At 61.1% G+C, this 25,667-nt stretch carries 29 protein-coding genes; 16 read left to right on the top strand and 13 right to left on the bottom strand.

What is annotated here, in order from left to right; translation table 11 throughout:
• Positions 1-75 precede the first annotated feature (75 nt).
• From rpsB to rpsU, 3 genes are all read left to right on the top strand, one after another.
• Positions 76-759 (top strand): 30S ribosomal protein S2, encoded by a 684-nt coding sequence (gene rpsB / locus HZ994_04960; GenBank protein QTN31699.1) that lies wholly within the window; start codon positions 76-78, stop codon positions 757-759.
• Positions 760-837: 78 nt separating this feature from the next.
• On the top strand, positions 838-1,704 hold the full coding sequence (locus HZ994_04965; protein QTN31700.1) for an elongation factor Ts: 867 nt from the start codon (positions 838-840) through the stop codon (positions 1,702-1,704).
• Between the two features lie 101 nt (positions 1,705-1,805).
• Positions 1,806-2,045, top strand: a complete 240-nt coding sequence (gene rpsU / locus HZ994_04970; protein ID QTN31701.1) for a 30S ribosomal protein S21 — start codon at positions 1,806-1,808, stop codon at positions 2,043-2,045.
• A gap of 125 nt (positions 2,046-2,170) precedes the next feature.
• Here the strand turns inward: rpsU and HZ994_04975 are convergent, their stop codons facing one another.
• Positions 2,171-2,896, bottom strand: coding sequence for a hypothetical protein (locus tag HZ994_04975; protein ID QTN31702.1), 726 nt, complete (start codon positions 2,894-2,896; stop codon positions 2,171-2,173).
• A gap of 79 nt (positions 2,897-2,975) precedes the next feature.
• On the opposite strand from HZ994_04975, the gene HZ994_04980 reads away from it, so the two are divergent.
• Both HZ994_04980 and mgtE read left to right on the top strand, forming a co-directional pair.
• Positions 2,976-3,608 (top strand): L,D-transpeptidase family protein, encoded by a 633-nt coding sequence (locus HZ994_04980; protein QTN31703.1) that lies wholly within the window; start codon positions 2,976-2,978, stop codon positions 3,606-3,608.
• Between the two features lie 47 nt (positions 3,609-3,655).
• On the top strand, positions 3,656-5,047 hold the full coding sequence (mgtE, locus tag HZ994_04985) for a magnesium transporter (protein QTN31704.1): 1,392 nt from the start codon (positions 3,656-3,658) through the stop codon (positions 5,045-5,047).
• A 2-nt stretch (positions 5,048-5,049) separates the two neighbouring features.
• On the opposite strand, the gene HZ994_04990 is transcribed toward mgtE, so the two are convergent.
• From HZ994_04990 to HZ994_05005, 4 genes are all read right to left on the bottom strand, one after another.
• Positions 5,050-5,508 carry an RES domain-containing protein gene (locus HZ994_04990; protein QTN31705.1) on the bottom strand — a complete coding sequence of 153 codons (459 nt, stop codon included), beginning with the start codon at positions 5,506-5,508 and terminating at the stop codon, positions 5,050-5,052.
• A gap of 1 nt (position 5,509) precedes the next feature.
• Positions 5,510-5,863 carry a DUF2384 domain-containing protein gene (locus tag HZ994_04995; protein QTN31706.1) on the bottom strand — a complete coding sequence of 118 codons (354 nt, stop codon included), beginning with the start codon at positions 5,861-5,863 and terminating at the stop codon, positions 5,510-5,512.
• Between the two features lie 225 nt (positions 5,864-6,088).
• Entirely contained in the window at positions 6,089-7,501 is a 1,413-nt protein-coding gene (locus HZ994_05000; GenBank protein ID QTN31707.1) for an adenosylhomocysteinase, read from the bottom strand.
• A 43-nt stretch (positions 7,502-7,544) separates the two neighbouring features.
• Positions 7,545-8,759 carry a methionine adenosyltransferase gene (locus tag HZ994_05005; protein ID QTN31708.1) on the bottom strand — a complete coding sequence of 405 codons (1,215 nt, stop codon included), beginning with the start codon at positions 8,757-8,759 and terminating at the stop codon, positions 7,545-7,547.
• 57 nt (positions 8,760-8,816) lie between these two features.
• Between HZ994_05005 and HZ994_05010 the strand changes: the two genes are divergently transcribed.
• The 5 genes from HZ994_05010 (at position 8,817) to HZ994_05030 (ending at position 13,344) form a co-directional block, all read left to right on the top strand.
• A complete protein-coding gene (locus HZ994_05010) occupies positions 8,817-9,731 on the top strand; it encodes a metalloregulator ArsR/SmtB family transcription factor (GenBank protein QTN31709.1) in 915 nt (304 codons plus the stop codon).
• A 301-nt stretch (positions 9,732-10,032) separates the two neighbouring features.
• Entirely contained in the window at positions 10,033-11,496 is a 1,464-nt protein-coding gene (locus tag HZ994_05015) for a trypsin-like peptidase domain-containing protein (GenBank protein ID QTN31710.1), read from the top strand.
• Between the two features lie 51 nt (positions 11,497-11,547).
• On the top strand, positions 11,548-11,967 hold the full coding sequence (gene folK / locus HZ994_05020; GenBank protein QTN31711.1) for a 2-amino-4-hydroxy-6-hydroxymethyldihydropteridine diphosphokinase: 420 nt from the start codon (positions 11,548-11,550) through the stop codon (positions 11,965-11,967).
• Between the two features lie 47 nt (positions 11,968-12,014).
• A complete protein-coding gene (locus HZ994_05025) occupies positions 12,015-12,710 on the top strand; it encodes an SDR family oxidoreductase (GenBank protein ID QTN31712.1) in 696 nt (231 codons plus the stop codon).
• A 7-nt stretch (positions 12,711-12,717) separates the two neighbouring features.
• Positions 12,718-13,344 carry a flavin reductase gene (locus HZ994_05030; GenBank protein QTN31713.1) on the top strand — a complete coding sequence of 209 codons (627 nt, stop codon included), beginning with the start codon at positions 12,718-12,720 and terminating at the stop codon, positions 13,342-13,344.
• Positions 13,345-13,362: 18 nt separating this feature from the next.
• Here the strand turns inward: HZ994_05030 and HZ994_05035 are convergent, their stop codons facing one another.
• Genes HZ994_05035 through HZ994_05045 form a run of 3 tightly spaced genes read right to left on the bottom strand, consistent with a single transcriptional unit; the run spans position 13,363 to position 14,969 of the window.
• Positions 13,363-13,848 (bottom strand): rhodanese-like domain-containing protein, encoded by a 486-nt coding sequence (locus HZ994_05035; protein ID QTN31714.1) that lies wholly within the window; start codon positions 13,846-13,848, stop codon positions 13,363-13,365.
• Between the two features lie 17 nt (positions 13,849-13,865).
• Positions 13,866-14,321 carry a hypothetical protein gene (locus HZ994_05040; GenBank protein ID QTN31715.1) on the bottom strand — a complete coding sequence of 152 codons (456 nt, stop codon included), beginning with the start codon at positions 14,319-14,321 and terminating at the stop codon, positions 13,866-13,868.
• Positions 14,322-14,372: 51 nt separating this feature from the next.
• Positions 14,373-14,969 carry a 5-formyltetrahydrofolate cyclo-ligase gene (locus tag HZ994_05045; protein QTN31716.1) on the bottom strand — a complete coding sequence of 199 codons (597 nt, stop codon included), beginning with the start codon at positions 14,967-14,969 and terminating at the stop codon, positions 14,373-14,375.
• Positions 14,970-14,990: 21 nt separating this feature from the next.
• Between HZ994_05045 and HZ994_05050 the strand changes: the two genes are divergently transcribed.
• The 4 genes from HZ994_05050 to HZ994_05065 all read left to right on the top strand — a co-directional run bounded on the left by HZ994_05050 (position 14,991) and on the right by HZ994_05065 (position 18,355).
• Positions 14,991-15,581, top strand: coding sequence for a hypothetical protein (locus tag HZ994_05050; GenBank protein QTN31717.1), 591 nt, complete (start codon positions 14,991-14,993; stop codon positions 15,579-15,581).
• A gap of 4 nt (positions 15,582-15,585) precedes the next feature.
• Complete coding sequence (locus tag HZ994_05055) at positions 15,586-16,095, top strand: gamma carbonic anhydrase family protein (protein QTN31718.1); 510 nt, start codon at positions 15,586-15,588, stop codon at positions 16,093-16,095.
• A 103-nt stretch (positions 16,096-16,198) separates the two neighbouring features.
• Positions 16,199-17,884 carry a CIA30 family protein gene (locus HZ994_05060; protein ID QTN31719.1) on the top strand — a complete coding sequence of 562 codons (1,686 nt, stop codon included), beginning with the start codon at positions 16,199-16,201 and terminating at the stop codon, positions 17,882-17,884.
• Between the two features lie 27 nt (positions 17,885-17,911).
• A complete protein-coding gene (locus tag HZ994_05065) occupies positions 17,912-18,355 on the top strand; it encodes a hypothetical protein (protein QTN31720.1) in 444 nt (147 codons plus the stop codon).
• 11 nt (positions 18,356-18,366) lie between these two features.
• On the opposite strand, the gene HZ994_05070 is transcribed toward HZ994_05065, so the two are convergent.
• The 5 genes from HZ994_05070 to HZ994_05090 all read right to left on the bottom strand — a co-directional run bounded on the left by HZ994_05070 (position 18,367) and on the right by HZ994_05090 (position 23,102).
• Positions 18,367-19,773 (bottom strand): MATE family efflux transporter, encoded by a 1,407-nt coding sequence (locus HZ994_05070; protein ID QTN31721.1) that lies wholly within the window; start codon positions 19,771-19,773, stop codon positions 18,367-18,369.
• Positions 19,774-19,852: 79 nt separating this feature from the next.
• Positions 19,853-20,878, bottom strand: a complete 1,026-nt coding sequence (locus tag HZ994_05075; GenBank protein ID QTN31722.1) for a hypothetical protein — start codon at positions 20,876-20,878, stop codon at positions 19,853-19,855.
• Complete coding sequence (locus HZ994_05080) at positions 20,875-21,537, bottom strand: hypothetical protein (GenBank protein QTN31723.1); 663 nt, start codon at positions 21,535-21,537, stop codon at positions 20,875-20,877. Before HZ994_05080 ends, HZ994_05075 begins: the two co-directional genes overlap by 4 nt.
• Before the next feature lie 136 nt (positions 21,538-21,673).
• Positions 21,674-22,561, bottom strand: a complete 888-nt coding sequence (locus HZ994_05085) for a hypothetical protein (GenBank protein QTN31724.1) — start codon at positions 22,559-22,561, stop codon at positions 21,674-21,676.
• On the bottom strand, positions 22,554-23,102 hold the full coding sequence (locus tag HZ994_05090; GenBank protein QTN31725.1) for an RNA polymerase sigma factor: 549 nt from the start codon (positions 23,100-23,102) through the stop codon (positions 22,554-22,556). Before HZ994_05090 ends, HZ994_05085 begins: the two co-directional genes overlap by 8 nt.
• 109 nt (positions 23,103-23,211) lie before the next feature.
• On the opposite strand from HZ994_05090, the gene HZ994_05095 reads away from it, so the two are divergent.
• Together HZ994_05095 and HZ994_05100 are read left to right on the top strand one after the other, a co-directional pair.
• Complete coding sequence (locus HZ994_05095; protein ID QTN31726.1) at positions 23,212-24,168, top strand: PmoA family protein; 957 nt, start codon at positions 23,212-23,214, stop codon at positions 24,166-24,168.
• Between the two features lie 10 nt (positions 24,169-24,178).
• Positions 24,179-25,585, top strand: coding sequence for a Gfo/Idh/MocA family oxidoreductase (locus HZ994_05100; protein ID QTN31727.1), 1,407 nt, complete (start codon positions 24,179-24,181; stop codon positions 25,583-25,585).
• Positions 25,586-25,667: the final 82 nt, after the last annotated feature.

Raw genomic sequence — 25,667 nt, forward strand, 5'->3', positions numbered from 1 at the left:
CCTTGGGAAACCATGCGTGGCAGGACTCCAGAATCGCCCGATCTGATTCAAGACGGGACAAGCAGAACAAACAAAATGGTCAACGAACTAATCGCAGATATGGTGGACGCAGGCGTCCACTACGGTCACCAAACGAAAAAATGGAACCCGCGCATGAAGCCCTTCCTCATGAAGGACAAGGGCGGGATCTACATCATCAACCTCGAGAAAACCGTCCAGCAGCTCGACAAGGCCGCGGACTTCCTCGCAGATCTCGCAGGAAAAAACAAGAACGTCCTCTTCGTCGGCTGCAAGCGCCAGGCACAGGATGCCATCCGCGAGGCCGCTGAGGCCACCGGACAACACTACGTCAACCACCGCTGGCTCGGCGGCATGCTCACCAACGCGACCACCGTCCGCAAATCCGTCGAGCGCCTCCGCTACCTCGAGAACATCGAGAAACAACCCGAGTTCAAATCCATGTCCAAGAAGGAACTCGCCGCCCTCGGCCGCGAGCGCGAAAAACTACTCCGCAACCTCCGCGGTGTCCGCGATCTCGACAAAAAGCCAGATGCCATCGTCATCGTCGATTCCGCCCGCGAGACCATCGCCGTCGCCGAGGCGCACCGCCTTGAGATCCCCATCGTCGCAATCGTAGATACCAACGCCGACCCTGCCAAAGTCCAATACCCGATTCCCGGCAACGACGACGCGATCCGATCCATCCGCATCATCCTCCAGAACCTGGTCGATGCCATGGTCAAGGCAAAGAAGAAGTAATTCACCCCGGAGAGCCGCCGATTTTCAATCAGCCTCTTCCCTGAACACTGAACACTCCCAACCAGCAAACTTCCACAAATGATCACCGCATCAATCGTCAAGGAACTCCGCGACAAGACCAACGCCGGCATGATGGACTGCAAGAAAGTCCTCACCGAAACCAACGGCGACATCGAAGCCTCCATCAAGCTGCTCCGCGAGCGCGGCATCATGAAGGCCGGCACCAAGTCCGACCGCGAGGCCAACGAAGGCATCATCACCGCACGCGTCAACGACAGCACCACCTCCGGCATCCTCCTCGAGGTCAACTGCGAGACCGACTTCGTTTCCCGCAACGAGAACTTCCAGGCATTCGTTTCCGGCATCGCCGACAAGCTCTCCGCTTCCGATGCCAAGGATCGCGATGCAGCCCTCGCCATCCCCCACGGCGACAGCAGCCTTGAAAACTTCGTGAAGGAAAAAGTCCTCGAGCTCGGGGAAAACATCCAGCTCCGTAAGTACGTCCGCTTCGATGCCGCCCCGGGCGGGGTCGTCGCCTCCTACATCCACCTCGGCGGCAAGGTCGGCGTGCTCCTCGAGGTCGGCACCACCAAGCCGGAAACCGCGTCGGCCGCTGCCTTCCAGGAACTCACCAAGGATCTCACCCTCCACATCGCCGCCTCCGCCCCGAAAGGCCTTTCCCGCGACGACATCCCGCAGGACATCGTCGATGCGGAGAAGGAAATCTTCCGGGTCCGCCTGCTCGAGCAAGGCAAGCCGGAGAACATCATCGAGAACATCCTCAAGGGACAGCTCTCCAAGTTCTTCGCGGAATCCTGCTTCCTGGAGCAAGGCTTCGTCAAAGACCCCGATACCACCGTGTCCCAGCTCCTCGAGAACAAGGGGAAGGAACTCGGCGACACCCTCACCGTCACCCGCTTCGTCCGCTTCGGACTCGGTGAGTGAAACCAAGCGGCCCGGTTTCAAGCTTGACTTGCCAGCACTTCAAGCCCATACACCGCGCCCCAAACAAGATCCAAGACTTACAACAAACGAAAATCATCAGCATGCGTGGAGTGAACATGAAAAAAGGGGAGCCGGTTGACCGCGCCCTCAAACGCCTCAAAACCAAGCTCGATTCCGAGGGAATCCTCGAGGAAATGCGCCGCCGCCGCGCCTTCGAAACCCCGACCGAGCGCAAGCAGCGCAAGCTGCGCACCGCCTCCAAGCGCAACAAGGTTCGCTGGCGCTTCAGCATGGGCGCCGCCCCCGCCGATCAGGAGACGGTTGATCTCACCAACGGGTGAGTGAACGCGTTCGTAGGAACGCCTGGCCGTAGGATTCATAGAGCGGAAGCCCCTAACGGCTTCCGCTTTTTTCGTGCGGGTAGCCTACCCGGGAACGCAGCCTGCCCCATCGGTGAAACCGCATCTCATCGCTTCTCGCTGGCCACATACCTGAGGAGCAATCCGCCGACGATGAGTCCGCCGAAGAAGATCCACCAGAACATCCCCTGGACGAATTCAGGCAGTTCCACGTTCATCCCGAAAAGCCCGCCGAAGGCCACGAGCGGCAGGAAAAATCCGGTGACGAGGTTGAGCTTGAAGAGGATGTTCCCGAGGCGTTCCGCGGACTTCGCGTGTTCCTCGGCCGCCTCCGCCTGCCAGAAAAACATGGTCTCCCTGGCATCTGTGTGCAGCAGCTCGGATGCACGCACAAGCTCCTGCGCCCTGTCCCGGTATGCCCTCACCTCCCTGTCTTCCGGCTCCTGTACAAGCGCCTGGTCCAATGCCCCGACAAGGTTCCTGCTGGTACGCGCAAGCGGCCCGGCATGCCTCAGGATATCGAAAAGATCCTGGGCGGATTCCGTTTTCTCAAGCAACTCCTCCCTTTCATCGATCGCCTTCGCATAACGATCCAGCAGATCGCCGAGTTCATCCAGCCCCGGCCCCCCCGGCTGGATCCAGCGCCCGTCCATCCTGCGCCAGAAAAACAGCGCATCCCGCTCCGGCACGCCCGCTTTGGGAACCTCGTGCAGGACAAGCAAGAGCTCGTCATGCCCAACCACGCAGCGCTGGTGCCCCGGCCTGCCGCTCAACTGCTCGCGAAGCTCGCGCTCCAGTTCGTAATGCCCCGGCAATTGCAATTTCTCATCCATCGCTGCGCCCTTGTAGACAATCCCGCAGCTGCCTGCAACCCCGCCATCCGCCCATGTTCAACCTTGATTCCCGGCGAAAATGCGGCATAAGTCCTTCGCAAACATGAAATATCTGCTTCTACTCACCGCCTCGCTCCTGCTGGCGTCCTGCCTGAACAGCTCGCCGCCGGGTTCCGACTACATGGCGGGCATAGGCGGCCCGATCTCACGCCCTGCCTCGGGCGGCCCTCATCATCCGGCTCCGGCCATCCCCGATGATGTGTCCTACTGGGACGGTGACGGCATATCCGGCTCCCCGCTCATCAAGATCAACCGCCGCGAGCAGAAGGCGTATTTCTACAAATCCGGCGTACTTGTCGGCGTATCCAAGATCTCATCCGGCAAGGAGGACAAGGGCACCCCACCCGGCACCTACGAGATCAGCCAGAAGAGCAAGGACCACAAATCAACACTCTATGGTGTCATCAAGGACAAGGCCACCGGGATGACCGTCAACGAAAGTGCGGATATCCGGAAGGACAAACCCGGCCCCGGCCAGGTTTTCTATCCCGCGCCTATGCCCAACTTCATGCGCTTCAACGACGCGATCGGGATGCACACCGGATACCTTCCGGGCTACGCCGCATCCCACGGCTGTGTCCGTATGCCCCATCACATGTCGGAGAAATTCTTCGAGAACGTCTCGGTGGGAACGCCGGTCATCGTCGAGTGAATCGCACGGCGGTTGACGGGGCGGGGAAAGAGTGAATGGTAGCGCCCATGCCGGAGACAGTCCAGGAAGACAGGGAGTATATAGCCAAGGCCTTGGAAGCCCTCTCGGCTGCGATCAGTGCCAGGGACGGCATCCGCGCCCTTGGGGCAATCAAGACCCTCGACTGGGAGGACCAACGCCGCGCCGTCTCGCGCCTGAGCGCGGAACGTGCGGAAACGCTGATCCAGATCCTCGGTGCGGAGGATGCCGCAAAACTTCTCTCCCACCTCACCGAGGCCCAGGCCGTCGAGATCATCGAAGGACTGGCCGCGGAAGAGGCCGCCGCCATCCTTTTCGAACTCCCCACGGAACAATCATCCAATCTCCTGCGCGAACTCCACGAGGACGATGCGGAGGAAATCATCGCCGGGATCGCGGATCCGGGGATCAGGAGGAGCTTTAGGAAGCGCCTCGAGTATGAGGACGGCTGCGCGGGATCGCTGATGCGCGGCAGGCCGGTGACCTTTCGCGAGAGCTGCAGCGTCGGGGAAGTGCTCCAGGATCTCGGTGAGCACGCGGAGGATTACTCTGACCGGGATGTGCAATACCTGTACGTCGTGGATGCGGGCGGAGTCCTCATCGGTGTGCTGCGTCTCCGGGACCTTGTGCTTTCCCTTCGCAACATCACGGTGCGCGAACTCATGATCCCGGATCCCCTGACCGTGGTCGACACCATGCCGCTGGAGGACCTTGCGGAGGTTTTCGAGAGGAAACCATACTTCGGGCTGCCTGTGGTCGATGCCGGGGGACACATCCTCGGGGTCGTCCCGAGGGATGCGGTCAGGCATGAGACGGCGGAAGACCAGGCGGAAATGTTCCTTCAGGCCAGCGGTATCGTCAACGGGGAGGAACTCCGCTCCATGCCGATCCGGGACCGCTGCATCAAGCGCCTCGCCTGGCTCGGGCCCAACATCGTGCTGAACATCGCCGCGGCCTCCGTGATCGCCGCGAACGAGGCGACCTTGCAGGAGGTCATCGCACTGGCCGTTTTCCTGCCCATCGTTTCCGACATGTCCGGCTGTTCCGGGAACCAGGCGGTAGCCGTCTCCATCCGTGAGCTCACGCTCGGAATCCTCCGTCCCGGAGATTACTGGCGGGTGGTCATCAAGGAAGGCGCGGTCGGCATCATCAACGGCATTGTGCTCGGCTTTGTGCTCGGCTCCATCGCCACTCTCTGGAAAGGCAACGTCTATCTCGGCCTGACCGTCTTCATCGCGCTCTGCCTCAACACCATCCTCTCAGTTCTACTCGGCGGACTCGTCCCTCTTTTCCTCAAGCGCCTCAAGGTCGATCCCGCGCTCGCCTCCGGCCCCATACTCACCACCTGCACGGACATGTGCGGTTTCCTGCTGGTGCTGTCCATCGCCTCCGCGATGATCTCCAAGCTGTCCGGCATCTGAGTTCAGCCCGAGCGGCGGTCGAAGTGAAATGGCTGCGGTTGGGAGATCTTGATTTTCACGAAATCGGGATGCCGCACATTGACCATCAGGATGCGCTCTTCGGGAATGATCGCGCTTGGCAGCAGGATGGCCGCACTCGCACTTCGCTCCAACCAGCCAGCACCGAAGTTGCGGGATGGCGATGGTGATTCGAGATCATCCCAGCCAGCTGGCAGGTTTCGCGGAGTGGCGGAATCGGTGATTTCCCCGGGCACATCCACCGTGATGACAACCCATGGCAAGCGCACGGCATCCCACCCTGCATGGACGAGGATTTCCAGCGCTGCAAGCGCCCTCGATTCGGTTAGATATGCGGCGGGAACCCCTTGCGGGTTCCAGCGTCCACCCATCTTCCTGGCGGCCTCGCCGTCCATCGCGGTGGCGGCGCGGTGCTTGCCAACGATCCGGTAGAAAACGGCCATGTCAGTTTGGCACCCCGTTCTCAATCCTCCAGATCAGCGCCTCCACTTCCCGCGCCCCGATCTCCGTATCCGCATAATCGAGCGGGTTCTCGTAATTGAAGGCCATCTCCGGACTATTGAGCCAACGGGCGGCTGTTTCCTGATTTCGATGGAAATCCCTGACCGTCCTGAAAACCCTGGCGTAGCGCACAAGCCGATCCGATTCCGCACGATCCAGGAAACCCGTGTTCTTCCGGCGGTGCAAGGTGGCGCGGGACATCCCCAGCAACGCGCCCATCTTCTCCTCCGTAACCCCGGGGATTTCCTGCATCGCGTGGAACTCATCGAAAGACAGCCCCTCGCGCACCTTGTTCACCACATAGGCTGACTCAGGCTCTCGGAGAATGCGGTTCCCTGCAAATTCCCCATCTGCTCCAGCATGCTGATGCCCATCCATTTTCTGGACCCGATACGCTGCCTTCTTTCGTTTCGTTTGTGACAAAAATTTGCATCACATGAGATAAACCAAGCATTTTTGCCAAACAAAAAAGCCAGCCGTGTTCCAACGGCTGGCTTTTGGATTCGTTTCGGATAAAACCGATCAATAACGGTAATGATCCGCCTTGAACGGGCCGTCCGGGGAAAGTCCGATGTAGTCGGCCTGTGCCTGGGTGAGCCGGGTCAGCTTCGCCCCGATCTTCGCGAGGTGGAGGCGTGCAACCTCTTCGTCGAGATGCTTCGGAAGCACGGTCACCTGTCCGGCCTTGTAGCTATCCCGGTTTTCCCACAGGTCGATCTGGGCGAGCGTCTGGTTGGTGAAGCTGTTCGACATCACGAAGGACGGATGGCCCGTTCCGCAGCCGAGGTTCACGAGGCGACCCTCGGCGAGCATGTAGATGCTGTTGCCGGTCGGGAAGGTGTATTTGTCCACCTGCGGCTTGATGTTGAGACGGGTTACGTCAGGCGCCTTGTTGAGCTTGTCCATCTGGATCTCGTTGTCGAAGTGGCCGATGTTGCAGACGATGGCCTGGTCTTTCATCTTCGACATGTGATCGAGGGTGATGATGTCCTTGTTGCCGGTGGTGGTGACGTAGATATCGCCCCAGCCGAGGGTGTCCTCGATGGTGAGGACGCGGAAACCTTCCATCGCCGCCTGGAGGGCGCAGATCGGATCGACCTCGGTGACGACGACCTGGGCGCCGGCTCCGCGGAGAGCCTGGGCGCAGCCTTTGCCGACATCGCCGTAGCCGAGCACGACCCCGACCTTTCCGGAGATCATCACGTCGGTGGCGCGCTTGATGCCATCAAGCAGGGATTCGCGGCAGCCATATAGGTTGTCGAACTTCGATTTGGTGACGGAGTCATTGACGTTGATCGCAGGGACAAGGAGGGTGCCCGCCTTGGCCATCTGATAGAGGCGGTGAACGCCGGTGGTGGTCTCTTCGGAAACGCCTTTCCAGTCTTTGACGATGGTGTGGAAAATACCGGGCTGCCTGACCTTGATGTCGGCAAGCAGATCCTTGATGACCTGCTCCTCCTCGCTCTCGCCGGGGCTTTCGTGCCAGGTGGAGCCGTTTTCCATTTCGTAGCCCTTGTGGATCAGCAGGGTCGCGTCGCCACCATCATCGACGATGAGCTGCGGGCCGAGGCCGTCCTTGTTGACGAGCGCCTGCCAGGTGCACCACCAATATTCCTCAAGTGTCTCGCCTTTCCATGCGAAGACCGGGATCTCGCGGGCTGCCATCGCGGCGGCGGCGTGGTCTTGCGTCGAGAAGATGTTGCATGAGACCCAGCGCACATCTGCGCCGAGATCCGCAAGCGTCTCGATGAGCACCGCGGTCTGGATGGTCATGTGCAGGGAGCCCATGATGCGGACGCCCTGGAGCGGCTTGGTCTTGCCGTATTTCTCGCGGGTCGCCATCAGGCCGGGCATCTCGTGCTCGGCGATGTCGATTTCCTTGCGGCCGAAATCGGCGAGGCCGATGTCCCTTACTTTGTAGTCTGTGAAGCTCATAAAATATTTCTAGTGTTCAGTTGTCGGTGTTCAGTGTGATTGCTCAGGCGATTGCCTTCTTGAGGGCGGAGGCCTTGTCGGTCTTCTCCCATGTGATGTCGGAATCCTCCTTGCCGAAGTGGCCGTAGTTGGTGGTCTTCGAGTAGATGGGGCGGAGCAGGTTGAGCTGCTTGACGATGTCCGCGGGATTGAAGGAGAAAACCTTGAGCACGGCGCCGAGGATCTTCGCGTCATCGACGGTGCCGGTGCCGAAGGTGTCGATGTGGACGCTGACCGGTTCGGGATGGCCGATCGCATAGGCGAACTGCACCTCGCACTTCTCTGCGAGACCGGCTGCGACGACATTTTTCGCGACCCAACGGCCCATGTAGGCGGCGGAGCGGTCGACCTTCGAGGGATCCTTTCCGGAGAAGGCGCCGCCGCCGTGGCGGCCGCTGCCTCCGTAGGTATCGACGATGATCTTGCGCCCGGTCAGGCCGCTGTCGCCCTGGGGCCCGCCGATGACGAACTTGCCGGTGGGATTGATGAGAAACTCGGTTTTCGAGGTGAGCATTTCCTTCGGGAGCACTTTCTTGATGACCTGCTCGATGCAGAATTTCTCGATCTCCGCGTGGGTCACATCCGCGGTGTGCTGGGTGGAGATGACAACATTGACGATGCGGGTCGGCTTGCCATCGACGTATTCGACGGAGACCTGCGTCTTGGCATCCGGGCGCAGCCAAGGTGCGAGCTTGCCGGCCTTGCGGATGCGGGTCATCTCACGGCCGAGGCGGTGCGCGAACATGATCGGCGCAGGCATCAGCTCAGGGGTCTCGTTGCAGGCGTAGCCGAACATGATGCCCTGGTCGCCGGCTCCCTGCTTGGCGGTTTTCTTACCTTCCGCCGCCTTTGCGTCAACGCCTTGTGCGATGTCCGGGCTCTGGATGGTGAGATAGTTGTTGATGAAAAGAGTGTCGGCGTGGAAGACATCGTCGCTGTTCGTGTAGCCGATGCCGCGGACTGCATCACGGATCACCTTGCCGATGTTGATCACTTCGTCGATCGGCTTGGTCGTGCCTTTCTTCTTGTCCTGGAGTTTCGGGATCGTGATCTCACCGCCGACGACGACGATGTTGCTTTTCACGAAGGTCTCGCAGGCAACGCGACTCTTTGGATCGATGGCCAGGCAGGCGTCGAGGATGGCATCGGAGATGGTGTCCGAAACCTTGTCCGGGTGGCCTTCGCCGACGGATTCTGAGGAGAATATGTAGGTGCTCATGTGTTTTTCAATTTTCGTATCGTCAAATCGCGATGCGTTGATGTAAACTTTACCCACATGGAGTCAATCATCAAATCCCTGAAATTGGTTTCCGATCCCACAAGGCTCCGCATCCTGTCGCTGCTCCTCCAGGACGCGCTGACCGTGGCCGAGCTTCAGGAAATCATGGGGATGGGGCAGAGCCGCATTTCCACCCAGCTCTCCCAGCTCAAGGCCGCTGGGCTGGTGAACGATGAACGAAGCGGGAAAAACAACGTCTATTCCGCCGACATACCCGATGCCCTGCTGCCGATCACGCTCCGAGCGGCGGGGGAGATCCCGGAGCTTGGAGCGGACAACACCGCCCTGCGCCACATCCTCTCCAAGCGCAAGGACTACGCCCGCGCCTACTTCGATGAGCTGGCAGGCCGTTTCGGGAAAGACTACGTGCCGGGCCGCTCCTGGAAAGCCCTCGCCGAAGCGCTCATCAAGGTTCTCAATTACCGCCGCGTGGCCGATCTCGGCGCAGGCGAGGGCACGCTCTCGCAGCTCCTCGCGCAGCGTGCCGAAAAGGTGATCGCCATCGACCTATCCCCGAAAATGGTGGATTACGCCCAGAAACTGGCCGTCGCAAACGGGCTCACCAACCTCGAATTCCGCATCGGTGACATCGAAGAGCCACCCATCGACGCCGAATCAATCGACCTCGCCATCCTCAGCCAGGCGCTCCATCACGCGGAGAACCCGCAGCGTGCCATCGACTCGGCGTTCCGCATCCTCCGGCCCGGCGGCAGGCTGATCATCCTCGATCTGCTGCAGCACAATTTTCCCGAAGCGCGCGAGCTCTACGCAGACCGCTGGCTCGGGTTTTCCGAGAGCCATATCCACTCCATGATGCAGAAATCCGGCTTCCAGGGGATCGAAACGCTCATCGCCGACAAGGAGGAGACCGCACCAAAATTCCAGACATTGCTGGCGCTCGCATCGAGGTGATGCACGCAAAGACCCCTCACCCCACGCGTCCGTCATTCTCCCCCCGGATCATGACAGCGCTGCGCGGAATGAGAGGCGGCAGCCAGTCTGTTCATGGTGGTCGGTTCCGCAAGATGCTTTTGGAAAGTGAAACGCACGTATTTTTGTATGCATACATTACCCATTCATTTCCAACATGTTATGAAAATATCTAACATCACACAATCCCACGATTAACGGAAGCGGACATTCCGGGAATTCACAACATCCCGGACACTTCTCCTTTGCCATTTCGAACGGCGCGGATAGCTTCAGCCCCGACATGAACCGCTACGCATACGCCCTGGCCATTACGATCAGCCTGTTTCTAACAGCCAACGTCCGGGGGCAGGGTGGCTCGTCCGGCCTCTACCGCTCCGTCCTCCGGATCGAGGTGGCAACACAGACACCGGACTACCAGACTCCATGGAATTCGGGGCGTTTCGGCGGGGGCATAGGCACCGGCTTCCTGATCGGGAAAAACCAGATCATGACCAACGCGCACGTCGTCTCAAATCACCAGCGCATCCTCGTGACGATTCACGGCTCACCGGAAAAATACCCGGCCAAGGTGGATTTCATCGCGCACGACTGTGACCTTGCGATCATCTCGCTGGAGGATTTCTCGGACTTTGAGGATTTTCCCATTTTTTCCCTCGGAGAAGTGCCCGTGCTGGAGTCCCAGGTCACGGTCATCGGCTATCCCGTCGGTGGCGAGCGCATCTCCGTCACCAAGGGAATTGTCTCCCGGATCGACTTCCAGCCCTATTCCCACAGCCGCTCGGACTCCCACCTTGTTGTCCAGATCGACGCGGCGATCAACCCCGGCAACTCCGGCGGCCCAGTGCTGCAGGATGGGAAAGTCGTGGGAGTGGCGTTCCAAGGGCTGCGGCAGGCGGACAACACCGGCTACATCATACCCACGCCCGTGGTGAAACGTTTCCTGAAGGACATCGCGGACGGCAGATACGACCATTACGCGGATCTTGGCCTGAGCACCTTCCCCCTGCACAACCCGGCGATGCGCAAAGCCCTCGGCCTGCCCAACAGCGGCGAAGGCGTCCTGGTCACCAACGTGGTGCCCACCAGCACAGTGGACGGCATCATGGAAACGGGTGACATCCTCATTTCGCTCGATGGCAAGACCGTGGACAGCGATGGGAAAGTCCTCTTCGATGGCGAGAAAGTGGATCTCAACGAGATCGTCGAGCGGAAATTCAGCGGAGACAAGCTCGCCGTCCGCTTCCGCCGCGATGGCGGCTGGAACGACGTGGAGATTACGCTCAAGCCCCTTCCGCCATCCAGGATGTATTCCATCCAGTATGAGAAAAAACCCCGCTACGTCGTCTTTGCAGGGCTTGTGTTCCAGCCACTGGATACGAACCTCTTCGCCACCTCGAAGTTCACGGACATCACCGTCCGGCGCCTCTACTCGGACTATGTTTCCAAAGGGATATTCCAGGAAAAGAAAGACATCGTCATGCTCACCCAGATCCAGCCGGATCCCGTCACCTCGCAGGTCGATGATTTCAGCGGGCTGGCCGTGGACAAGATCGATGGCGTGGCCGTGCGCGATCTCAGCCACGCCCACGGGCTGCTGTATGCGGAGAAGCCCCCGGAATTCCATGTCATCGAGCTCTATGGTGCGCGCCGGCCACTCATCATTCCCTCCGCAAAGGTAGCCGAGGCGAATCTCCGTGTGCAGGAAAACTACGGCATCAGCAAGCTCTACAACCTGGAGGACTGACACAATCGGCGGGAGCCTTTTGTTCGAAGAATTCCAGAACCCACCGACAACGTGCCGCTCGTAGCCATCGCCCTAGGCTCCAACCTCGGTGACCGTGAGGCGAACATCGCCGCGGCCATATCCAGCCTCCGCAGCCTGGCCTGTCCGGAGCGGCCATTTCTGGTGGCATCCATCCACGACACGGAGCCGGATGGCTGCCCGGCCGGCTCCCCGCGATTCCTCAACACCGCCGTTGCCTTCGATTACTCCGGCGGGGATCCCCTGGAGCTCCTGGCCCGGACACAGGCCATCGAAAGGGAATTGGGGCGCGAGCCTTCGCCAGTGCGCAACGCCCCGCGCGTGATCGACATCGACATTCTCACCTTCGGCGGCATGACCCTGGATCACCCCGCGCTCACTCTCCCCCACCCGCGCATCGCCGAACGAACTTTCGTGCATCTGCCGCTGCGGGAAATCGTGCCGGACTCCTGATCGTCAATTCGCGCTTGCGCGGCCATGATCCCACCCCACCTTCCGCCATGACGAAAAACACATTGCTGTTAGGCGGGAATTCCGGGATCGGCCTGGCCACCGCAAAGCTCCTGCTAAGCACCGGCCATTCCCTCACCGCCGCCTCGCGCTCATCCGGGCAACTCACCGAACTCGGCATCCACGTCCAACCCTTCGATGCGGAAAACCCCTCCCCCATCGAACTCCCCGAAACGCTCGACGGGCTGATCTACTTCCCCGGCACGATCAACCTCAAGCCGTTCCACCGCCTGACAGCCGAGGATTTCCTCCGCGATTTCCAGGTCAACTGCCTCGGAGCGGTAGCCGCCATCCAGCAAGCCCTCCCCGCCCTGAAAAAATCCCCCGCCGCATCCATCGTGCTTTTCTCAACCGTTGCCGTCGCACAGGGCATGGCTTTCCACGCCTCCATCGCCGCCGCCAAGGCAGCCGTCGAGGGGCTCGGGAGATCGCTCGCCGCGGAGCTGGCACCTAAGATCCGCGTGAACGTGATCGCTCCCTCCCTCACCGACACCCCGCTTGCCTCCACGCTCCTTGGAAACGATGCGAAGATGGAGGCCGCCGAAAAGCGCCACCCGCTGCAAGCCGTCGGGAACCCCAAGGATGTCGCCCGCCTCGCCGCATTCCTGCTCTCCGACGAATCCGCCTTCATCACCGGCCAGATCCTCCGCCCCGATGGCGGCCTGTCCTCCATACGCACCTTCTGATCCCAGGATGAAAACCATCACGAGCGCCGACATCGATGCCATGGACAAGCTCGCGCGCGTCCAATTCGCCAACTCCCTTCCCGGCCCGAAACCCATCTCGTTGATCGGCTCCATCTGTGCCGACGGGCGGACCAACCTCGCGCCTTATTCCACCGTCACCCACCTCGGATCGAACCCCGCCCTCATTGGCCTGGTATCGCGCCCGGATCTTGTGGAAAGGCATACGCTATCCAACATCCTCGCCACGAAATCCTACACCATCAACCACGTCCACGCGGACATCCTCGGCAAGGCGCACGCCTGCTCCGCCCGCTATCCGCGCGATGTCTCGGAGTTCCACGCCACCGGCCTGACAGCCCATTTCGAGCAAGACATCGCAGCACCATTCGTCTCGGAGTCGCGGCTTCGCTATGCCCTGGAGCTTGTCGGCACGGTTCCCATCGAGGCGAACGGAACCGTCCTCATCATCGGGAAAGTCCTCCTCGTCCAGCTTCCGGAAAACACCCTCGGCGAAGACGGCTCCATCGATCTCACCTGCCTCGGATCGCTCGCATCCACCGCGCTCGACACCTATTTCCAGCTCACCTCGCCCACTCGGCTACCATATGCCAAGGCCAAGCCGGGCGACGCCTGAAATCAGAAGAGCCGGCCCTCACTCAGCGGTCTTGCCCGTTTCCACAGGCAGCCCTGCCTCCCTCCAGGTGTCGATGCCCGCACCGAAAACCAGGATGTCGTAATCGCGGCGCGCCAATTTTTTCGCTACGTTGCGTGCTTCCGGACAGCCGCTGTTGAAGCAATACAAGACGACCTTCTTGCCATCGTTCAGGGCTCGCTGGATCTCGAGGTCGCGTTTCTGCACCTGGGCATCATACTCGGTGTAAGGCCAGTTCACCGCCCCGGGGATGTGATCCTTGGCATAGAAGTATGCGACGCGGACATCGTAGACCAGGGCGGCGCCGGCTTGCTGGAGCGCGAAAAACTCGTCAAGGGCAATTCCCCTCGAGCTGCCGAGCTTGCGGTTCGTCGGCGGCATTTTCACCGGCTTGGCCTTAGGCTCGCCAACCGACGTCGGCGGAGCCGGCGCAACTTCCGAGCACGAAACGGAGGCCGCGCAAACCGCAGCGAGCAAAAAATTCACCCTTGGAATCCAAAGGCTCACTTTTTCGTCCCGAATTCCTTGGCGAAGGAATGAAGCAGATCGTGCAGCTTTGTCACGTTGGCCATATCGGTGGATTGCTTGCATTTCATCGCCGCAACGATGACCTCATGGCAGAGCCTGAGCTTAGCGATATAGGCCTCATTTTGCTCATCGTTTTCCGGAAGTTTCAGACGCTGCGCCATGAAATGGTTGAGCACCTTTTCCTGGAGATCCTGCGCATGCGTCTCCTTGTTCGTCGTCCAGCGGACGATCTGATGCGCATTGGCAGCGGGATCCTTCGAGAGCGCGGCGATCTCCACACACGCTTTTTCGATCGTGAGGAAATCGGTGTTCATCGAACCGATCACGTTGTCGTCGTCGAAAATCCCGCAAGGCACCTGGCAATGCGCGGAAACATTTGTCGGGATTGCTGCGACAAGCAGCACGGCTGAGAGCAATTCTGTCAGTTTCATGATCCCCAAAAATAGGAGCCTTCCCGCCCGATGCAAGGGAAACCCATGGAATCAGCCCGCGATGACCCCGTTCATCCTTGCGTCATGCTCCTCCATGACGATCGATTCCACCAGCTGGTAGCCGTAGCAAACCCCAAGCTTCACCGCATCCGGGCGCGCCCGCTCCAGCATCCTGTCGTAAAAACCCTTGCCCCTGCCTATCCTCCCGCCCTTCAGGTCAAAGCCCAGCCCCGGGCAGAGAAAGAGATCCACCTCATCGATCCTCACCCTCCTTAGCTTCGCCTTCGGCTCCAGGATCCCGAATTTCCCCTTTTTCAGATCCTTTTCAAAATCCCCCACCTCATGGAAAACCAACTCCTCCCCCTCCACCCTGGGAAAAACCCAGACCCTCTCGATCACACCCGGCAGCGCCCGCAGATTCACCTCCCCCGGCAGCGCCGCAAACACCGCAACCACTTTCAGCGCCGGCCTTTCCGCAAGATACGCCGCAATCTCCCTCACCACCGCCGCATCGTCGCCATCCGGGTATTCCGCGACCCTTCGCCGCAGATCCTCCCGCAGCCTGTCCTTCAGATACGCCTTCGCAAACGGTCCGACAAGATGGCAGGCCAGAAGGTCGTCGGGATTTGTCACTTGCCACTCGCCCATGCTTTCCCATCTTCTACCGCGATGAGAAAAACATGGCAATTCCCGATGATCGCGATCTTCGCCCTCGGCTCCACCCTTGCCCGTGCGGAAGAGAAAAAATTCGACTGGCAACCGCTTGAGATCAAGGTGAGCGCCTTTTCCCCGGAGCTCGTGATGCTCAACACGGAACGGGACGAATACGCCACCAACCTCGCCGCCTATGCCGCCAACCGCATCGTGGCGGAAAAAGCGTCCGCCGCCAGCACCGGCCAAGCCCGCCGCATCATCGCGCTCGCCCTGCACCTCTCCCCGCGCAACCGCCAGGCCGTCGTCACCCAGTTCCAGCTCGCCAAGGGGATCATGCCGGAAAAAACCGAGGCCGACTACAGCCCGCAGGTGCTGGCCCGCCTCCTTCTCACCCGCGGCCAGCTCCTCCTCCAGCAGGCCGAGGGCGAAAACACCCTCCTCGGGCATTTCCTAATCACCCTGGCCGCCGAGATCGACCCTCACAACGAAGATGCCGTCTACGCCAGCGAGCTGATCCGCATCGACCACGGCACCCCGGATTGGAAAACCCTGACCGATCCCGGAAAGAACAATGAGGCTGAGCCCTCCAACCGGCAACAACCCTGAAACCATGGCCATCGAACCCTACGAAGGACAATTCCCCAGCATCAGCCCGACGGCATTCATCGCCGCCAGCGCGGATCTGATCGGCGATGTGGAAATCCGCGATGAGGCCAGCGTATGGTACAACGCGACGCTGCGCGGAGATATCAACCGCATCCGCATCGGCCCGCGCTCGAACATCCAGGACAACGCCGTCATCCACCTCTCCGATGATTACGGATGCCATGTCGGGGAGCTGGTGACCATAGGCCACTCCGCCATACTCCACGCCTGCATGGTAAAGGACGAGGTGCTTGTCGGCATGGGTGCCATCATCCTCGACGGCGCGGAGATCGGCGAGCGCTCCATCATCGGCGCGGGGGCGCTCGTCACAGGCGGCAGCATCATCCCCCCGGGATCGCTCGTCCTCGGCTCCCCCGCAAAGGTCGTGCGCACCCTTTCCCCGGAGGAGCAGTCAAAGGTCAAGGGCTGGGCGCTGAAATACGTCGTCCAGTCGCGCAAATTCCTCGCCCGCTGATCCGGCCGCCTTGCCTGCGGAAAAAACGCCGCGATGTTAATATCGCTGGCAAGTGACCGAATCGGTGTTCCCTTGATGCATCATGGAACATCCCAACAGAGCAATGGCCATTGCAACCGCATGCCTCACCCTCACCCTCGTGCCAGGCACCGCCTTCGCAAAACCCGGATCCGTCGCCGAGTTCTCCCCGGATGAGTCACGCAAACTCGGATGGCAGGTCGTGAACGACGGCGTCATGGGCGGCCTTTCCAAAGGCAAGCTCTCGATCGGCGCGGACGGCATACTCAGCTTCAGCGGGAACCTCTCGCTTGAGAACAACGGCGGATTCTCCTCCCTGAGGACGAATGATGTTTCCCTCGATCTGAGCGATGCGAAAGGCCTCGCCGCCCGCGTCAAGGGCGATGGCCGCACCTACCAGATCCGACTCGCCACCGATGCACGCTTCCGTGGCATGGAGGTTTCCTTCTCCGCTGATTTCCCCACGGAAAAAGGCAAATGGACCGAGGTGGAAATCCCGTTTTCCGACTTCACAGGAAGCTTCCGCGGCATGAGCCTCAATAACGAAAATTCGACCCCTGCCAAGATCCGCCGCCTCGGGATACTTCTCGGCGACAAGAAAGCGGGCGCCTTCGAAATGCAGATCGACTGGATCAGGACATACGGTGCGAACAAGCAAGAGGACGGCAATTCCATCCTCTCCGCCGCCGCAAAGGACGGTCGCTTCAAGACCCTCGCCGCCGCGATCCAATCCGCAGGCCTCGCGGAAACCCTCTCCGGAGATGGCCCCTTGACCGTCTTCGCTCCCACGGACGAGGCTTTCGCAAAACTGCCGCAAGGCACCGTCGGGGATCTGCTCAAGCCGGAGAACATCGACCAACTCAAAGCTGTCATCACCATGCACGTCACCCGTGGAAAAGCCGGGCTGGCCGATGCGCTCAAGTCAGGCAGCGTGAAATCGCTCCAAGGCTCTCCGCTCAACATCGCCTTCGCCAAAGGCCGGGTGCGCGTCAACGATGCCGCCATCCTTGACGCGGATCTAGCCTGCGGGAACGGTGTCATCCATGTGATCGATTCCGTCCTCCTTCCGCCGCCGCCGGAAAACGACATCCTCGCGGTCGCGGAAAAAAACGGGAATTTCAAGACACTCATCGCCGCCGTCAAGGCTGCCGGCCTCGTCGATGCCCTCAGCGCCGATGGACCCATCACCATCCTCGCACCCACCGACGAGGCATTCGATCGTCTTCCGGAGGGAACCGTGGAATCCCTCCTGCAAAAGGAAAACCTCGGGAAACTCCGGTCCATCCTCACCGGTCATGCCATCCCCGGGAAAGTATCCGCAGGTGATGCCCTCAACGCCCGCAAGGCAAAATCCATCTCCGGACAGACGATCAACTTCGCCATCAAGGACGGCACTTTGAAAGCGAACTCATCCACCATCCTATCCACCGATATCGCCTGCGACAACGGCATCATCCACATCATCGACGCCGTCCTCCTGCCTGAAGGAAATGACAAAAAATCGGACGCACCCGCCAGCGCCCTGAAAAGCATCGAGAACGCCATCGACCGCGGGGTGCCGATCTACAATTCCGGAGACCCTGCGAAGTGCGCAGCCATCTACCGTGAGTGCCTCATGTCCCTCTCCAAGGACAAATCCCTCGATGCCAGGCTACGCGAAATGCTCTCCACGGTCGCCGAGCGCGGCTCCCGACATGACAACGCGGAAGACCAGGCCTGGCTGTACCGCAGCGCGCTGGACAAGGCATACGCCATCATCGGACAGGACTGATCCCGGTTGGAATCCCTCGATCCCCTTGTGCAAACCCCCATTCCCATTGTTCCGGAAACGCACCTGCTCATCGCCCAGCTTGTCATCTCCGCCCTGATGACAGGCGTCATCTGGCATGTGCAGCTGCTCACCTACCCGCAGTTTCGCAGACTGCCGCCAGAATCCTTCCTGCCCCTGCACGACTTCCACTGCCTGCGCATGGGGATGCTTGTCGTCCTCCCCATGCTCCTCGAGCTTGGCCTCGCCGCACTCCATCTCATCATGTTCCGCAGCACGCCTTCCCTGCTCGGCTTCATCGCAGTGGCCCTCATCTGGGCAAGCACCGCATTTTTCCAGGCACCACTCCACCATAAGCTCGGCAGGCGCCACGATCACGCCGCAATGGAACTCCTCATCCGCACCAACTGGATCCGCAGCGTTCTCTGGTCTGCCCGCACGATGCTACTCGCCTACATGCTCTCGGTTGCATGAATCCACCCATCTCACACCTTCGCCTCCAGCCATTTCCCCTTGAAATGCAACCGGGAGAAAACGACAGCCTGCGTAACGAGATCCAGCCCCAGGACGATCCAAACCCCGGTCAGCGAAATCCAGCCGAGCTGCGATAGCACCCACAGCACTCCTACCCGGTAAAAGATCATGCTGCCGAACGCCCAGCGCATCACCAGCTTGGTCGCTCCCGCCCCGCGCATCGTCGTTTTCAGGATGATGCAGGTGGCGAAAAACGGCTGGGTGAACGCGCAAACGACAAGCAGGGGACCCGCCAACCGCTCATGCAAGCCGCTGCCGGGAGCCATCAGGCCGATGAGCCACTCCCTGCCCAGGACAAAGCAGAGTCCCATGGACACCATCAGCGCAACCGCCAGCTTCCAGGAAAACCGGACAGCCTTGACCGCCATCCCCGGGGCACCCGCGCCGAGGTATTGGCCGGTCAGAGCAGCAGCCGCCGCCGCAATCGCGAAGCCGGGCAAGAAACTCATCGACTCCAGGCGCACGGCGATGAAATGCGCCCCCAGCGCGCCCTTCTCCCCGAGGTTTGAGATCACCCGCAGCCCATAGGAATGGATCACCCACATGCCGGCGATCTCCACCGCCTGCGGCACCCCGACCCGCCAGATCCGAAGCATCGTTTCCCCGTGGAAGCCCAGCCCCTCTCGGGTCCAGCGCAGGCCCTCGTTGCGCTTCAGCGCCAGGATCAGCACCACGGTCACAAGCCCCACGCCCCAGCCGACCACCGTTCCCAGCGCGATGCCCTCCACCCCGTGCCCGCCGAAGGGAGCCGGCCCGAATACCAGCAGGACGCTGACCGCGACGTTGACAAGGTTCACCACCACCATCGCCAGGAAAGGCGTCCTCGTATCGCCCGATCCGCGAAGCGCGGCGTTCACCGCGAACATCGCCCCCGCCAGCGGCCCGCACCACGCGAAGACACGGATGTATCGCTCAGCCTGTGAGGATGCCTCGGGGCTCAGACCCATCCAATGGATCAGGGGGGAAAGGCCGATCTGGAGGATGAAGAAAGCCGCCAGCCCGGCGATGAATCCAAGCCACAGCCCCTGCCCCAGCGCCAGCGCGCCGAGCTTGGGGTCGCGGGCACCCGTCGCCCTGGAAACCAATGCCATCACACCGGTCGCCACCGCTCCTTGGAAAATATAGATGAACCATCCCACGTAGCCGCCAAGGCTCATCGCATCGAGGATCGCCACGCGCTCCGCTCCATCAGCCATGCGCCCGGCGATGACGATGTCCGTCATCCCCACAAAGAATGCGAGGATCTGCTCCAGCAGCGGCCAGAATGCAAGGGTCAGCACCTGCTTCGGCAGGGTCATCTCCCCCAGTTTCCCTGCAAGTCGTATCTCCCCCCCGCGCTCCTGCGCCTCGATTGTCATCCCCGGCCTGTCCATCCGCCGCGAGCCTCGCCCGCAGCCTGCCGTTCATCAACCAATCATTCGCAATATCATGCCAAGCTCAGGCACGGCGCATGTAGTCCGGCACCTGGTTGCGCTGCTTCGCGGGTGGCAGCGAGGGGCTCGCGAAGGAAATGACCGCACCTATCCCCGCCGCATGGCTGCCGCCCAGCCTCGGTTCCACCTCGAACTCCGGGAAACGGAACCTCACCCTGCTGCGCCACCACATCACCAGGCTCCAGAGCGCGAGAAGCCCGCCACCCGCGGCGGCAGCCGACCACAGGGCGAGCCGCCCCCATGCGGGCACTTCAAAACGTTTCGGCCTGGGCTGCTCATTCCCAGCCGGCACCGCCACCACATCTCCGGGCATCTCCTCCATCGTTTCATCCGCCATCCCGGATGCCATGCGCTCCATCCAGTAGATGCGGATGGACATCTGCACCAGGAAAGCCTCCAGCTGCTCGAAGGGCTGGGCGCTGCCGAAGGCCTGCATCACGGAGCTTTCAAGCGCCCGCCTCTGCTCGGCCGCAGAGACCGAATCAGTGATCACCGGGCTGAGGTAAACGGTAGCTCGCTGCGGCGCTCCAAGATGGTAATAGACCACGAGCGCCGGCTTTCCCACCGAATACAGCCGCTCCACGACCTCCTCCTCCCGCACATCGCCCGGGATCTGCTGGTCCATCCCGAAGAGATACACATACATCTCGATGGATGAGTCCCCGGAGTGCCTCGCCAGGAAAGCCTCAAGATCCTGGCTCTCCCGCGTGGAGAGTAGATTCTGCGGATCGACAAGATGCCCCTCCGGCCGCTCCGCGAAGTAAGCCGCCAGGAATTCCTCGGAGACCTCGTTCTCATCCTCCGGAAAACCGGCAAGTTCCTCCGCAGTCGGCCCCTCGACATCCAGGGGGGTCTCCGCCTCCTCCTCTTCGGGGGGGAAGGCTTCGTATGTAAGTAGCGATCCGCCTGCGACCCATCCGCCTCCAATGGCTTTCCTGCGCTCCTCGGAATTCCAGTCCGGAAGCGGCGGCTCCGAGTTTGCGGACGCCAGGCAAGACCCCAGCAGCAGGATGGAAAGGTGGCGCATCATCGCTCCGCCTCCTTCCTCGCCGCTTCCGTGGAAGCTGCAGGGCGATGGTCCCCCCGGATTTTCCGAACCAGATCCCCCACCGCCACCGGGGGGGCGACCTTGCGCTCGTATTTCTCCGGATCGCGCCTCACCTGCCGGCTGCGCTTGGCAAGGATCTTCCGCAGATGCCTGAGGCTGCGCAGCATCCCCTCCGCATACCTGCCCTCGAGCCAGTGCGCGTGGGCGCGCGAAAGGCACTCGAAGCTATCCTGCTCCTCGATAAACGGATCCAACAGGTAGCCGAAGGTCATTCCCGCCGCCTTCGAGTCCGGGTCGATGACGAACAACACCCCTGCCTCGTTCGGTTTCTCCACCGCCACATCCTCGAATACACCGCGGTTGAGGAGCCAGAACCCGAATTGCCGGAGGTTCGCAAGCTCGCCCAGGCTGCCTGTATAGACCGCCACGAACATCTGGGGGAAAGCCGCGCCGAAACGCCAGATCTCATCCTCCAGCCTGTCCCGCTCCCCCCTCCGGAAAAGCCCCGCCGTATCCGTCAGGCTGCGGAGCTTCACCTCCTCGTTGCCGAACACCCTATCGGCATCCCCCAGATTGAAACCGCAATGAGGGCAGCCCGCGGCAGCGCGGTGGATCTGCTGCACACATCGCGGACATTTCATCTTTGCCGCCGATTGCTACAGAATTCCCGGTATTTCGTCAAAGCAAAACATCTCCCCGACTACCATGTTAACCGTAGTTGGCGGCGGTCATGGCCCCAGTTACGCGCCGCAGATCACGATGGAATCCGTTTCCCGCTCAGAACATTGCGGCAAGGCTCTCCTTGTCGCGCATCCCGAGCAGGACGAAGACGAAGTCTCCGCTGCACCAGCTTGCCTCCGCCCAATGGCCGTCCTGTTCCAGCATCGGGCTTGCCATGCCTGGCAATTTGCAGCCGACATCCTTCTTGCGGAAAATGACCAGATGGACGGTGCCGCCCGCCTCATCGAAGCATAGCAGGGACCCCCGCTTCCCATCGATCACCAGCTCGCGGCAGCCCAGCCCTTTGACGCCGATCAGCCCGGGAGGCAGATAGCCCTTCCCGCATGGCAGCCCCTTGCCCCGCAGGTAAGACATGAGCTGCGGCGGCTTCTCATCCTCACGGTCCAGGCTGAAAATCGGGGATTCGAATGTCCTGACAAAACCAGCCTGCACGGCCTTCACAGTGATAGGGCGCGCTGCCGTGTTACCCGCGGCGGGCGCACTCCCATCCACAAACACAAAGGCCAGCGCAACCCCTGCGGCGGCGGCCAGCGGAATGCCGAAACGCTTCCACCCAAAGCTCTCGCGCTGCACCTTCGCCGTCTGCTCCATGGCCTCCAGGATACGGCCGCGCAGCCCGGGCGGAACCGCTATGCCGGCCATCGCCACGATGATCTCGCGCTCGCCCTCCTGATCGACTCTCGGGAATCCGCCTTCACCCCTGACCATAGCAAGCAGCACTCCCTCGCGCAGCCCTTCCGGCAGATCGACACGCGCCAAGGCCTCCGCGAACTCCGCGTCAAAGGCGCGCTCCCTCATAAGCCACTCGCCAAGCTCGCGGTCTCCTGTCGCCATCTGCAGCGCCTCCGCGAAATCCGCGTCCACCGCATCCGCCCCGTCGGGGCGGAAGCTCCGCAATACGAATTTTGCCCTCTCCCTATCCATTTCTGTGTTCAAAAAGTTCCGGTTTCACATCTACAAGGTTCTTGGGGCCGCTAGAGGGCTCCGCAACCATCCTTTTCCTCAGCATTTCCTTACCCCGCGAAAGCCGCGACATCACCGTCCCTATCGGGACATCGAGGATCTCGGCGATTTCCTTGTAGCTGTGCTGCTGCAGGTAGAAAAGCGCCAGCGGTGCCTGATAGATCTCATCCATCTCCCCCAGCAACTCCACGGCGCGCTGCCCGTCCATCTGGCGCTCCGCGCCGTCCTCCCCCAACTCCTGCTCGCCCATGCGGTTCTCATCCACCGGCTCGTCGGAAAACCGCGACATCTTCCTCCTCTGCCCGAGGAACTCCCGGTGCAGCGTCGTGAAAAGCCAGGTCTTCGCCTTGCTCCTGTCACGCAGCTGGGCGTTCTTCTCCGCCCAGATGCAGAATGTCTCCTGCACAAGATCCGAGGCCCGGTCCGGGCTCCTCGTCAGGGAGTAACCGAACCGATATAGCGCCTGATAATGGGCATCAACCAATTCCGCGAATTCGCTCATCTTCTGCACATTAGAGAGGATTCCCACGGATGCTATTCCGAAAATATCCTCCTTTCATGAAAAACACCTCTTCCATAAACCGTAGCCGACCGTTTACCGCGCCCATCCCATGAAAATGCATGCCCCCCGTATCGCTGCGGCGATCGCCCTCGCAATATCAGCGCCTGCCGCAAAAGCGGAGTTCTCTTTCGCCAGGACTGACGGAACGCTCCAACTACTCGATGGCGGCAAACTCATCACATCCTTCCGCACCGACTACCGCGTCCCTTACCTTTATCCGCTGACCGCCCCCTCCGGCGCGAACATCCTCCGCCACTGGCCCATGGAAAAGGACGCCCCATCCGAGGAAAAGGACCACCCCCACCACCGCGGCGTCTGGCTCTCCCACGGCAATGTCAATGGCTACGACTTCTGGGCGGGGACCGGAAACAAGGACGCATCCATCAAGGAGAAATCGATCTATGGCGAGAAAGTGGAAAACGGGGTCGCGAGCTTCAACGCGGATCTCTATTGGAGCGTGGACGGAGCGGCGGCGATCCTCACCGAAGACCGCCGCCATTTCATCTCGCGCCCGGACGCAGACACCCTGCGCATCGACATCAGCTCGCGGCTCACCGCACGCAACGGGGACGTCGTTTTCGGCGATACCAAGGAAGGCACCTTCGCCATCCGCACCGACCGCACCCTCAGGGTCAAAGGCAAGGAGGCCAAGGCCACCCTAACCAACTCCAACGGCGAGACCGACCTCGACGCCTGGGGCAAGCGCGCCACATGGCCGCCTACTCCGGCCCCGGACGAACTCGGCAAACCCGTCGTCGTCGCCATCCTCGACGACCCCTCATCCTTCCGCCACCCCACCCACTGGCACGCCCGCGACTACGGCCTCCTCGCCGCAAACCCCTTCGGCATCCACGATTTCGAAAAAAACAAAGACAAGAAGGCAGGGAACCATGTCCTGAAAAAAGGGGAGTCCATCATGCTGAAATACACGGTCATCATCCACAGCGGCTCGCTGGAATCCGCGAAACTCGATGAAATCCACAGATCGCTTTCATCAAAGCCCTGAAAAAACGGCCATGAACACCACACGCCGCGGCTTCCTCTCCAGCACCGCACTCGCCGGCGCGTTCGCGCTCACACCCCCTTTCGCCCGGGCGGCGGGCAGCGCCAACGGCGATCTCCGCGTATGTGTGATCGGCTTCAATGGCCGCGGAAAAGGCCTGGCCAACGAGGTCATCAACGCCAAGGGTGCAACTCTCGTAGCCCTCTGTGACGTAGATTCCGAAGTGACGGAGGGCTTCGCCGCCGAGCTCGAAAAACGTGGCACCAGGGTCGTGAAATTCGGCGACTACCGGAAAGCCTGCGAATCCAAGGACATCGACGCCGTGGTGATCGCCACCCCGAACCACCTCCATGCCCTCATCGCCACCACCGCCACCGCCAACGGCAAGCACGCCTACGTGGAGAAACCCGTTTCCCACAATGTCCGGGAGGGCCGCCAGCTCGCCAACGCGGCGGGGAAATACGGTGCCGTCATCCAGCACGGCTTCCAGCGCCGCTCCGAGACCGCATGGCACGAGGCCTTCGATTTCCTGAAATCCGGTGAGCTTGGGAAAATCACCCTCTCGCGCGGATTCTGCTACAAGCCGCGAGGATCCATCGGAACGGTCGGAAAACCCATCGCTCCCCCAAGCTCGGTGAACTACGATCTCTGGTGCGGCCCCCGGGAAGTAGTCCCCATACCGCGCAAGCGCTTCCACTACGATTGGCATTGGCAGCAGGACTATGGCAACGGCGACCTCGGCAACCAGGGCCCCCACCAGCTCGACGTCTGCCGGTGGTTCATCGGCGATCCCAAGCTCCCCGCCTCCACCGTATCGGTAGGTGCCCGCCTCGGCTACGTGGATGACGGAAACTGGGCGAACACCCAGGTCTGTTACTACGACTATCCCATTCCCATCGTCTTCGAGGTCCGCGGCCTACCCACCGGTGACTACCGGGGCGAAAGGATAGGCAACATCATCGAATGCGAGGGCGGTCACCTCTCCGGCGGCCACGGCGCCGGCTGCTCCGCCTATGACAAGGACGGCAAAAAGCTCAAAACCTTCAAAGGCGGGAAATCTCACATGCAGTCGTTCGTCGATTCCTGCCATTCGGGAAAAATCCCGTACTCCCATGGCGCGGAAAACGGGCACCTCTCCTCCGCTCTCGCACACATCGGCAACATCTCCTGGAAACTCGGCAGACCCACGACACCCGCCGACATCAAATCCGCCATCAAGGACGAGGCGAGCACGGACGCCATCGAACGGATGCTGGAGCATCTCGTGAAAAACGGCATCGACCCATCCAAACACCTGCTGACGCTCGGCAAGCACCTCTCCCTGGATCCGGAAAGCGAAAGCTTCACCGGTGAATACGCGGACATCGCCAACCCATTGCTCCAAGGCTCATACCGGAAAGGCTACGAGATCGTGACCTGAGCCGCGATCCGATTGCAGCATCCTCCTCCAGCCCTCCCAAGGAAGGGTTGATCCCGCCGCCCGGCAACCCCTGCCGTTTCCT

It is taken from the genome of Akkermansiaceae bacterium, assembly GCA_017798145.1.
Taxonomy (GTDB): domain Bacteria; phylum Verrucomicrobiota; class Verrucomicrobiia; order Verrucomicrobiales; family Akkermansiaceae; genus Luteolibacter.

What these genes read in the sequence shown, in the direction of transcription:
- HZ994_05095 (QTN31726.1), top strand. Translation starts at nt 23,212, where the DNA reads ATGAAAATGCATGCCCCCCGTATCGCTGCGGCGATCGCCCTCGCAATA.
- HZ994_05015 (QTN31710.1), top strand. Translation starts at nt 10,033, where the DNA reads ATGAACCGCTACGCATACGCCCTGGCCATTACGATCAGCCTGTTTCTA.
- HZ994_05050 (QTN31717.1), top strand. Translation starts at nt 14,991, where the DNA reads ATGAGAAAAACATGGCAATTCCCGATGATCGCGATCTTCGCCCTCGGC.
- HZ994_05025 (QTN31712.1), top strand. Translation starts at nt 12,015, where the DNA reads ATGACGAAAAACACATTGCTGTTAGGCGGGAATTCCGGGATCGGCCTG.
- HZ994_04990 (QTN31705.1), bottom strand. Translation starts at nt 5,508, where the DNA reads ATGGCCGTTTTCTACCGGATCGTTGGCAAGCACCGCGCCGCCACCGCG.
- HZ994_05030 (QTN31713.1), top strand. Translation starts at nt 12,718, where the DNA reads ATGAAAACCATCACGAGCGCCGACATCGATGCCATGGACAAGCTCGCG.
- HZ994_04975 (QTN31702.1), bottom strand. Translation starts at nt 2,896, where the DNA reads ATGGATGAGAAATTGCAATTGCCGGGGCATTACGAACTGGAGCGCGAG.
- HZ994_05005 (QTN31708.1), bottom strand. Translation starts at nt 8,759, where the DNA reads ATGAGCACCTACATATTCTCCTCAGAATCCGTCGGCGAAGGCCACCCG.
- HZ994_05085 (QTN31724.1), bottom strand. Translation starts at nt 22,561, where the DNA reads ATGGATAGGGAGAGGGCAAAATTCGTATTGCGGAGCTTCCGCCCCGAC.
- HZ994_04980 (QTN31703.1), top strand. Translation starts at nt 2,976, where the DNA reads ATGCGGCATAAGTCCTTCGCAAACATGAAATATCTGCTTCTACTCACC.
- HZ994_05000 (QTN31707.1), bottom strand. Translation starts at nt 7,501, where the DNA reads ATGAGCTTCACAGACTACAAAGTAAGGGACATCGGCCTCGCCGATTTC.
- HZ994_05080 (QTN31723.1), bottom strand. Translation starts at nt 21,537, where the DNA reads ATGAAATGTCCGCGATGTGTGCAGCAGATCCACCGCGCTGCCGCGGGC.
- HZ994_05070 (QTN31721.1), bottom strand. Translation starts at nt 19,773, where the DNA reads ATGACAATCGAGGCGCAGGAGCGCGGGGGGGAGATACGACTTGCAGGG.
- HZ994_05075 (QTN31722.1), bottom strand. Translation starts at nt 20,878, where the DNA reads ATGATGCGCCACCTTTCCATCCTGCTGCTGGGGTCTTGCCTGGCGTCC.
- rpsU (QTN31701.1), top strand. Translation starts at nt 1,806, where the DNA reads ATGCGTGGAGTGAACATGAAAAAAGGGGAGCCGGTTGACCGCGCCCTC.
- mgtE (QTN31704.1), top strand. Translation starts at nt 3,656, where the DNA reads ATGCCGGAGACAGTCCAGGAAGACAGGGAGTATATAGCCAAGGCCTTG.
- HZ994_05100 (QTN31727.1), top strand. Translation starts at nt 24,179, where the DNA reads ATGAACACCACACGCCGCGGCTTCCTCTCCAGCACCGCACTCGCCGGC.
- HZ994_05090 (QTN31725.1), bottom strand. Translation starts at nt 23,102, where the DNA reads ATGAGCGAATTCGCGGAATTGGTTGATGCCCATTATCAGGCGCTATAT.
- rpsB (QTN31699.1), top strand. Translation starts at nt 76, where the DNA reads ATGGTCAACGAACTAATCGCAGATATGGTGGACGCAGGCGTCCACTAC.
- HZ994_05010 (QTN31709.1), top strand. Translation starts at nt 8,817, where the DNA reads ATGGAGTCAATCATCAAATCCCTGAAATTGGTTTCCGATCCCACAAGG.
- HZ994_05045 (QTN31716.1), bottom strand. Translation starts at nt 14,969, where the DNA reads ATGGGCGAGTGGCAAGTGACAAATCCCGACGACCTTCTGGCCTGCCAT.
- HZ994_05055 (QTN31718.1), top strand. Translation starts at nt 15,586, where the DNA reads ATGGCCATCGAACCCTACGAAGGACAATTCCCCAGCATCAGCCCGACG.
- HZ994_05040 (QTN31715.1), bottom strand. Translation starts at nt 14,321, where the DNA reads ATGAAACTGACAGAATTGCTCTCAGCCGTGCTGCTTGTCGCAGCAATC.
- HZ994_04965 (QTN31700.1), top strand. Translation starts at nt 838, where the DNA reads ATGATCACCGCATCAATCGTCAAGGAACTCCGCGACAAGACCAACGCC.
- HZ994_05060 (QTN31719.1), top strand. Translation starts at nt 16,199, where the DNA reads ATGGCCATTGCAACCGCATGCCTCACCCTCACCCTCGTGCCAGGCACC.